The sequence below is a fragment of the Chitinophaga sp. genome (assembly GCF_036569185.1).
Classification (GTDB): Bacteria; Bacteroidota; Bacteroidia; order Chitinophagales; family Chitinophagaceae; genus Chitinophaga.
Genome location: NZ_DATCRD010000393.1, coordinates 1 through 9530, shown reverse-complemented (window position 1 = coordinate 9530; position 9530 = coordinate 1). Strand labels below are relative to the sequence as shown.

At 45.9% G+C, this 9530-nt stretch carries 5 protein-coding genes; 4 read left to right on the top strand and 1 reads right to left on the bottom strand.

The genetic code is table 11. From position 1 onward, the window contains the following. The 4 genes from VIM72_RS29695 to VIM72_RS29680 all read left to right on the top strand — a co-directional run. Positions 1–924: RagB/SusD family nutrient uptake outer membrane protein (locus VIM72_RS29695; protein WP_332006432.1), on the top strand; the 924-nt coding region annotated here is incomplete at its 5' end. Positions 925–1063: 139 nt separating this feature from the next. Next, on the top strand, positions 1064–3523 hold the full coding sequence (locus VIM72_RS29690; RefSeq protein ID WP_332006431.1) for a TIM-barrel domain-containing protein: 2460 nt from the start codon (positions 1064–1066) through the stop codon (positions 3521–3523). Positions 3524–3838: 315 nt separating this feature from the next. Beyond that, a complete protein-coding gene (locus VIM72_RS29685; RefSeq protein ID WP_332006430.1) occupies positions 3839–4873 on the top strand; it encodes a hypothetical protein in 1035 nt (344 codons plus the stop codon). A 155-nt stretch (positions 4874–5028) separates the two neighbouring features. Next, complete coding sequence (locus VIM72_RS29680; protein ID WP_332006429.1) at positions 5029–6510, top strand: FAD-binding oxidoreductase; 1482 nt, start codon at positions 5029–5031, stop codon at positions 6508–6510. Positions 6511–6535: 25 nt separating this feature from the next. Here VIM72_RS29680 and VIM72_RS29675 read toward each other — a convergent pair. Continuing rightward, positions 6536–9530, bottom strand: a 2995-nt coding sequence (locus VIM72_RS29675) for an error-prone DNA polymerase (protein ID WP_332006428.1), incomplete at its 5' end; no start/stop codon positions are given.

The window sequence follows — 9530 nt, the reverse complement described above, 5'->3', positions numbered from 1 at the left end:
GCCCGTTTCCTGCTGATGAAAATATACCTGAACAAAGGCGCCTTCCTGAACAGGAAAGCTCCCACCTTTGATGCTGCAGATATGCAAAAAGTAATTGCACTGGCGGATGAACTAACCGCCAGCGGCTATACTATTACGCCTAATTACTTTGATAATTTCGCAAAGGATAACGATGCGAAATCCAAAGAAAATATCTTTACCCAGCAGAACGGCCCTGGTATCAGCAATATCCGTAACGGCAATAACGTATACTGCCGCTGGATGTGCACACTGCACTATAGCCAGAACCCAAGCGGATGGAATGGGTTTACCACTTTATCTGATTTCTATGATTCATTTGAAGCAACAGATACCCGCAGGGGTGGCGACTACCCGGGTGTAACCAATGTTTCCGGTTTAAAAGTAGGTTTCCTGATTGGTCAGCAATACAACCAAAATGGAGAGAAGATCCTCGACAGAAGCAAACGCCCCCTCATTTTTACACGCGAAGTAGAGCTCAGGGCTACCGGCGACCAGGTGGAAATGTCTGGTATCAGGGTGGTGAAATATCCGCCTGATATGGGTTCCAGCGGAAGTGAGGCAACCAACGACTTTGTATTTTTCCGTTATGCAGATGCATTGCTCATGAAAGCAGAAGCCCTTATCAGAACCGGTAATGCTCCCGCAGCGCTCCTGATAGTAAATGATCTTCGTGCTAAACGCGGCGCCACTCCGCTGTTAACAATGGACCTTACCAAAATGCTGGCGGAAAGAGGTCGTGAGTTGTATTGGGAAGGCTGGAGAAGACAAGACCTGATCCGCTTTGGTAAATACCTGGATGCATGGCAGCTGAAAAGCGCCAGCGATCCGAAATACCTGCTGTTCCCGATTCCTACCAGTGATCTTGCAGTAAATCCAAACCTGGTACAAAACCCGGGTTACTGATAATTATTCTTTTGTTGCGGGCAGGGCTTAGCCAGTCCTGCCACGCAGCAAAGCCCTCTCCCTGTTGATATTGTGTCTGTTTCGCATTATACAGCTAATGCGACAGGGGAGTTTTTTGCGCAGCCAATCAATCTTTCTTATGTATACAATAGCTCTGCTAAAGCGCTCAGGATGGCTGTTACTGCTTTCCTGCCTGACAGCCCAGGCACAAAACCAGGTAAAAAAGATCGGTAAAGTAAACACGGTCAGCATCTCAGGGCAACAAGTAAAAATCAGTGCAGAAAATGCCTTCGCGGAAATCACTGTATATAGCCCTTCCGTGATCCGTGTAAGAATGGATCAGCATCCGCTTGATGCAGATTTTTCTTATGCGGTGACGGCTAAGCCCGTTACCACCCGCCTGCAGACTACACAAACCAACAGTGAAATCAATATAACCACTGACTCCCTGCAACTGCGTATCTCCAAAAATCCTTTCGCACTTCATTTTCTTACCCCTTCGGGAGAAGTGATTAACGAGGATGAAGAAGGATTAACTACCTCGTGGATCGGCGATGAAGTAACCACCTACAAAAAAATGCAGGAAGGAGAACGGTTTATTGGTCTTGGTGAAAAAACCGGTAACCTCGACCGTAAAGGTGAAGGCTATACGAACTGGAACTCCGACAAGTTTGGCTATGCCGCCAACCAGGATCCCATTTATGCCACCATCCCTTTTTACATGGGCATACATCATCATCTTAACTATGGTATTTTCTTCGATAATACCTTCCAGAGCGACTTTAACTTCGGCGCCAGCAATAACCGTTTTTCTTCTTTCGGCGCCAGGGGAGGGGAGATGAATTATTATTTCATCTATCACCCGCAAATGGCCGGTATCATTACCTCCTACACTTCCCTCACCGGCCGCATGCCTATGCCGCCATTATGGAGCCTGGGCTACCAGCAAAACCGGTATAGCTATTATCCTGATACAGAAGTGTTGCGGATAGCGCAAACCCTGCGGGAGAAAAAAATCCCGGCAGATGGCATTACACTCGATATCCACTACATGGATGCCTATAAACTGTTCACCTGGAATAAAGACCGTTTCCCTAACCCACAACAGCTAACCAGGCAATTGGAGGATATGGGCTTTAAAATGACGGTCATCGTAGACCCTGGAATAAAAGTAGAAGAAGGGTATGCAGCTTACGAAAGCGGGAAGAAGGAAAACATCTTCATAAAATACAATGACGGAAAAAATTATACCGGCCAGGTATGGCCCGGCTGGTGCCACTTCCCCGACTTTACCAGTGTAAAAGGCCGTAGCTGGTGGAAAGGACAAATAAAATCATACCTGCAAAATGGGGTACGTGGTATATGGAATGATATGAATGAAATAGCTACCTGGGGACAAAAAATGCCAAACAATGTGATCTTTGATTATGAAGGACACCCGGTAACACATCTGCAGGCACACAATATATATGGCCTGGAAATGGTGCGCGCCAGCTATGAAGGCGCCAGGGAAGAACTGAAGAAACGTCCCTTCCTGTTAACCAGGGCAGCCTATGCAGGCTCTCAGCGTTACAGCGCCATCTGGACCGGCGATAACCGTGCAGAGGAAGACCATATGTTGCTGGGTGTTCGTTTGCTGAACAGCCTGGGTATCAGTGGTATGCCTTTCTCCGGCATGGATATAGGCGGCTTTACAGGAAATCCTACTGTAAGCCTGTATGCCCGCTGGATGCAGATAGGAGCTTTCATTCCGTATTTCCGTAATCACACCGGCGTAAATACCAAATCGTCAGAACCATGGGCCTACGGGGAAGAAGTACTGGAAATTTCCCGCAATTATATTAACCTGCGTTACCGTTTGCTGCCCTATCTCTACAGCTCCATGTATGAAGCTACCCGTACAGGCATGCCCGTTATGCGTACCCTGGCGCTTACCCATACTTTCGACAACAACGTGTATGAGACCCGGTTCCAGAATCAATACGGATATGGCAATGCCTTTATGATAGCGCCTTTTGAGAGTACCAAAGAATTTGGTTCGGTATACTTCCCCGGAGGAAAATGGTATAACCTTTATAATGACAGCACCACTACAGGTAAACAGGAGATAATTACGCCCCTGAATATAAAAGCACTACCGGTATATGTAAAAGAAAGCAGCATTATTCCTATGCAGTCGTTAACACAAAATACTGCTGAAAAACCAACAGATACCCTTTTCCTGCACGTCTACAAGGGAGACCTGCAAAATTCTTTTGTTTATTATGAAGATGATGGAGAAAGTTTTGATAATGAGAAAGGAGTCTATTATCAGCGGAAGATCAGCTATCATCCTGCTGATAAAAAAATTATCCTGGAGAAAGCGGATGGCAGTTATGCATCCAGGTTTCATCACATTAAATTATTACTCCACGGATTTGGAGATCAAAAACGTATAACCGTCAACGGTAGTATGCTACCATTAACATCAACCGGTTATTCTTTCCTTTCACCTATATCACGTTTTGATCCGCAAGGGTCCTCGATTCCCGCAGAGCGTTGCACTGTGCAACAGGCAACCTTTGATAACGGTAGTCAGCTAATTAACGTGGATTTGTAATAATAGGAACGGCCTCCTGGATTTTCCAGGGGGTCTTTTTTATTTACCTTTATTTTTTCGTGTATGTCTGCTGCCTGGCAGACATGTAGCGGTAACTGTTGCACTTAATATGATTCCAACCGGTATAAAATCTCCGCTAAATTTCATCTGCATCTTCCTGAGATACCTGTTAGTAAATAATTAATATCTTTATGTTAATTAATCTTCTATATTTATAAACTGATAATGCCCTATACTTTTCAAGTCTGACGCCGACGTCAATAATTATATACCATGTTACCCCGTATTCCTCATATTTATATAAAATCCATTTACATGAAAAAGTTATGTTTAACCTATTACTTTCTTTGCTGCATTTCGTTCGTTCTTCAGGCTCAGAACAATTTTCCGCCAAGTGGTGCGGTAACTATTGGCGCCGGCACTCCCTTTTCACTTCAGGTAGCCGGCCCATCACGATACCAGGGGGTTGTTAATTTCGGTGAAGCTTATGACCCCATCGTATATAGTAAAGGTATCCAGATATCGAGATTGGCAGATCAGGGAGATAACACCTTTCATCTTGCATTTATAAGAAACGGCCAAAAAGTAGCTGGGATGGGCTTTTTACGTAATAGTAATACATTTGCTCTGCAAAATAATGCTGCCAACAATACAGAAGCCGGAATTTTCCTTACTGAAGAAAACAATGTAGGCATAGGAAAATCTGTGCCTACAGGTAAACTGGATGTCGCCGGTAGCATTGTAGCAAACGGAGGGTTCGTGAGTGCTATTTCAGACGCAAATATAGGCGGAAATATTACGTTGAGCAATCCGGCCAAAACTACTGCAGGCACTGCAAGCCTATGGAAAATATATAATATGTCTGGAAGTTATGGTAACAGCCTGCAGTTTTGGGCATACGATGTACAGGGATGTTCCGGCGGACTATGCCGGCCACGATTTACAATAATGGATAGCGGTAATGTGGGTATCGGCACAAGCGCACCACAGTCTTTGCTGGCCGTAGCCGGCGTGATAACTGCTCAGCGCGTAAAAGTGACATCGACTGGCTGGGCAGATTATGTTTTTGAGCCCGGTTACAAACTCCCTTCATTAGCAGAAGTTGAAAACTACATCAATACTAAAAAGCATTTGCCTGAAATACCCTCTGAGGAGGAAATTATAAAAGACGGCCTTGACCTTGGCAGCATGCAACAAAAACAAATGCAGAAAATAGAAGAGCTAACGTTATATCTGATCACTCAGCAAAAACAGTTGGACCAACAACGGGAGTTGATTACTAAACAACAACAAGCGATAGCTGTGCAGGAAAAACGTCTCAGAGAATTGGAAAATATAATTTCTCACTAATTTTAGGTATTAAAATTTTATCTTGGTTGATAATTCTCAATTACACAGATTACATCTGTTACACCCTTTATTTCAATTTTAGTCGAAACACATTGCTGCTAACAGATAACATGCTTATACAAGGTTGACTAAATACTACCTTAAACGCAATAATTATGAATCTGAATATTATCATGCCAGGGAATACCACCTATGATAAATGGAACAGCCGTGGTGTTAACCTGAGATGGAAGGGTCATCCTTCCGGAATTATTCCCGTAGCTACTACAGATGAATTGAAAGAAGCCCTGCAATATGCAGTGGACAATAATAAGCGGGTAGTGGTTCGCGGTGGCGGCCACTGCCTTGAAAATTTTGTAGCAGATCCTGCTGTTGAGATGGTGATTGATATTTCCCGGATGAAAGGGATCCGCTATGATGAGGAGATGAATGCGATTGAAGTAACGGCAGGTTCAACATTGGGAGAAGTACTTGAAGCATTGGATCGCCGGTGGGGAATCCTGCTGCCAGCAGGGCAGCATCCGGCCATAGGTATAGGCGGGCATATATCCGGGGGAGCTTTTGGGTTTCTTCACCGTCAGCATGGGCTGGCAGTAGATTATTTGTATGCAGTGGAAATATTATGGGTAAATAATGAGCGTCAGGTAGAGAAAGCGATTGCTACAAGAGAAGAGAATGATCCGAACCGGGAGCTTTGGTGGGCGCATACAGGAGGGGGAACCGGCAACTTCGGAATTGTAACCCGGTACTGGTTTCGGGCTGCCGGCGTGAAGGAGCGCAACCCTTCACTGTTATTGCCTGCATCGCCGGAAGTACTGGAAACAATGGAGATGGAGTGGGACTGGGAGCAGATAGATGAACGGGTATTTAAACAACTGCTGGACAATTTCGGGGAGTGGAGTAAAACGCATAGCGGTGCAGACACGGAAGCCGGCAACCTGTTTGCAACACTATACCTGCTTAACAAAGTAACCGGTAAAATTATGCTGAAAGCCGTGTTATCCGATTGCCCGGAAGAAATTGCTGAAGAATTTGCCGCCACGATCTCCGCTAATCTTGGTATAACAGGAAGGGCAATACGAAAACCTATGCGGTGGCTGGAATTTGCATTACAACCGTTTCCGGATATTTTCGTGGAACAGCGGGTGGCCTTTAAAGTGAAAGATGCATTATTAAGGACACCTTACACGCCGGCGCAAACGGGCATCATATATCGTTATCTGACAACGCATCATGATGTGCCCGGAGGCGCTGTTGGCGTAGCTACCTTCGGCGGTAAGATGAATGCAGTGGCTAAGGATGCTACGGCATTCCCGCAGCGGGATTCCATTATGGCTACAGCCTGTAATGTGGGATGGATGGACCCTGCAGATGAAGCAAAATCGTTGGCATGGGCACGGGGTCTGTACCAGGAGCTGTTTGCTGAAACGGGTGGATTGCCGGTACCAGGCGGACAGGCAGGCGGGTGTTTGATTGCCCATCCAGATGCCGACCTGGCTGATGAGCAGTTCAATAAATCAGGGGTACCGTGGCATGTATTTTATTACCAGGATAATTACAAACGGCTGCAACGTATAAAAACAAAGTGGGATCCACTTGGGATATTCCGGCATGCGTTAAGTGTGGAGGGCGTTTAATATGGCTGTGAAAACCACACAAATTTCACTTGAAATTCCTTGCTTCAGAAAAGAGCGTTGCTGCTATCTCCTCTGTTTTTGAAGGTGGTTGCATTGCCATGCCAGCTGCTTTAGAGGGCAATAACTGGCGTAGAAGTTTAGACAGATCATAGCAGCGCGTTACAATAACATGAACTACCTCTCCTTCCCGTTGCAGCGTACCTTCTACCATCAGGAGCCTGGCTTGCAGGATTTCTTTGCGATACCTGGTAAACTGCTCCTGAAACACTACCAGGTTACTGCAACCTGTTTCATCTTCGATAGTAATAAAGCAAACACCTTTGGCTGTACCGGGTCTTTGGCGAACCAGTACAAGGCCTGCTATCTTTACGGCTACGCCATTCCCGGCGCCCTCCAGCTCTTTTGCAGAAAGGATATGTAACAATTGTAGTTTTTCCCTGACAAAACTTACAGGATGTGCTTTTAAGGATAAGGAAGTAGTACTGTAATCGTGCACCACATGCTCTGAAACAGACATTTCAGGTAGCTGCACCGGGGCTTCTGCTGCACTCTCAGAAGGTTGCCCTGTGAAAATACCGATAGGGCGGTCGTGAAGTGCCGAAACCTCCCAGAGGGCTTTACGGCGATCAAGCCCCATAGACCGGAAAGCGTCTGCATCTGCCAGCTTTTCCAGGGTAATGAGGGTAACCCCAGCCTCCCGCAATGCATGGATAGTGGTGTAGCCGGTATGGCGACAGGCTATAAGCGACTGTACATCTTCCTGGCTGAGGCCTTTTATATGACGAAAACCAAGGCGTAAAGGGCAATAATCGCCTTCTTTCTCTTCCAGTATATTATCCCAGAAAGAAAGGTTTACATCTACCGGTCTTACATCTACTCCATGTTTCCGTGCATCAGTAACAATTTGTGCGGGTTGGTAAAACCCCATTGGCAAACTGTTAAGTAAAGCGCATGCAAAAACATCCGGATAGTGGCACTTGAGCCAGCTGGAAATGTATACCAACAGGGCAAAACTGGCAGCATGACTTTCAGGGAAGCCATAGCTCCCAAAACCTTCCAGCTGTTTAAAAACACGCAGGGCAAATTCAGCATCGTAACCTTTGGCAACCATGCCATTCACCAGCTTTTCCCGAAAGCGGGTCACCTGGCCCGGGGCTTTGAATGTGGCCATGCTTCTACGGAGCTCATCTGCTTCTGCTGCGGAAAACCCGGCAGCAACCATAGCTATTTTCATAGCCTGTTCCTGGAACAATGGAACACCCAATGTTCTTTTCAAAATTTCCTCCAGCTCCGGGGAAGGATAATCTGGTTTCTCCTCTCCATTACGGCGTCGCAGATAAGGATGTACCATATCTCCCTGAATAGGCCCGGGGCGTACAATAGCCACTTCAATCACCAGGTCGTAAAATTTTTTAGGCTTTAACCGCGGCAGCATGGATTGTTGTGCCCGGCTTTCAATCTGGAATACACCAATAGTGTCTGCATGGCCTATCATCTCATATACCTTCTTGTCATCTTCCGGAACACTGGCCAATGTAAGATAACGTCCATGATGTGCCTTTGCAAGATCAAAAGCTTTGCGGATACAGGTAAGCATTCCCAATGCCAGCACATCTATCTTAAGAAATCCAAGTACATCAATATCATCCTTGTTCCATTCAATACAGGTCCTGTTTTCCATTCGTGCATTCAGGATAGGACAGAGGTTGGAGAGCGCTCCTTTTGTAATAACAAATCCACCGGTATGCTGCCCCAGCTGACGGGGGAACCCGATAAACTGCCGTGTGAGCTCCAGCATTTTCTGCAGGTGTGGATCACGTGGATCAAATCCCTGCTCTGCCAGGGTTTCCCCGTCAGGCTCATCTGTAAACTCCCATACAGCGCCGGAAAGACGGCTAATAGTATCTACAGATAATCCCATTGCCTTACCCACATCACGAATGGCGCCTTTTTGCCGTTGCTGGGTAACAGTAGCAACAATGGCTGCACGGTCGCGGCCATACTTTTCGTAAATGTATTGGATCACTTCTTCCCGGCGCTCATGTTCAAAATCCACATCAATATCAGGAGGCTCATTCCGGGCTGAGGAAATGAAACGTTCAAACAGCAAATCAATTTTAGTAGGGTTCACAGCTGTAATGCCCAGGCAATAACATACGGTGGAATTTGCCGCTGAGCCCCGGCCCTGGCAAAGGATTCCCTGCTGCCGGGCAAATCGTACAATATCATATACGGTCAGAAAGTAAGATGCATAATTCATTTCTTCTATGAACGAAAGCTCATGAAGAATAGCCTGGCTGATTTTCTCCGGGATATTATCCCCAAAGTGCTCCCTGGCTCCTTCCCATGCTAAATGGGTAAGTTCCTCCTGTGGAGTGCGGCCTTCGCTGGTAATTTCTTCCGGGTAAACGTATTTAAGTGAATCGAGTGAAAAACGGCAACTTTCCGCTATCTCCGTGGTATGCAGAATGGCATCAGGATATTGCCGGAAGAGCCGTATCATTTCCTGCTGGGGTTTTAAATATCTTTCAGCATTTTCATGTAACCGGTAACCTGCTGTATAAATGGTACATTTTTCTCTTATACATGTTACAATATCCTGCAGTTGCCGGCGCTCAGGAATATGATAATGTACATCGCCGGTAGCCACCAAAGGAATATTATATTTTGATGATAACTGTGACAGACGATATAATTTTTTAAAATCATCTCCCTGGTACGAGCGGATAGCGGAGATATACAGGTTTGTTCCCAGCGCTTCTTTGTATTCTTTCATAGCCCGGATGAAAGAGATATCGAATTCAAACCGTTCATTCAACACAGCAGGCGGCAGGGCAATAAATTTCATTCCGGCAGCATGCTCAAATACATCTGCTTTATACAAATGGCACGATCCTTTTTCTGCTCTCAGGTTGCCTTTGGTAAGTAGCGTAGAAAGACGGCCGTATGCCTGCGTATCTGTAGGATAAGCCAGTAAGGATGGTCCATCCAGCAGATCCAACCGGCAGGCGGGTATAATT

Excerpts from the sequence above, each read along its gene's own strand:
- VIM72_RS29690 (WP_332006431.1), top strand. The coding sequence starts at position 1,064 with ATGTATACAATAGCTCTGCTAAAGCGCTCAGGATGGCTGTTACTGCTT.
- VIM72_RS29685 (WP_332006430.1), top strand. The coding sequence starts at position 3,839 with ATGAAAAAGTTATGTTTAACCTATTACTTTCTTTGCTGCATTTCGTTC.
- VIM72_RS29680 (WP_332006429.1), top strand. The coding sequence starts at position 5,029 with ATGAATCTGAATATTATCATGCCAGGGAATACCACCTATGATAAATGG.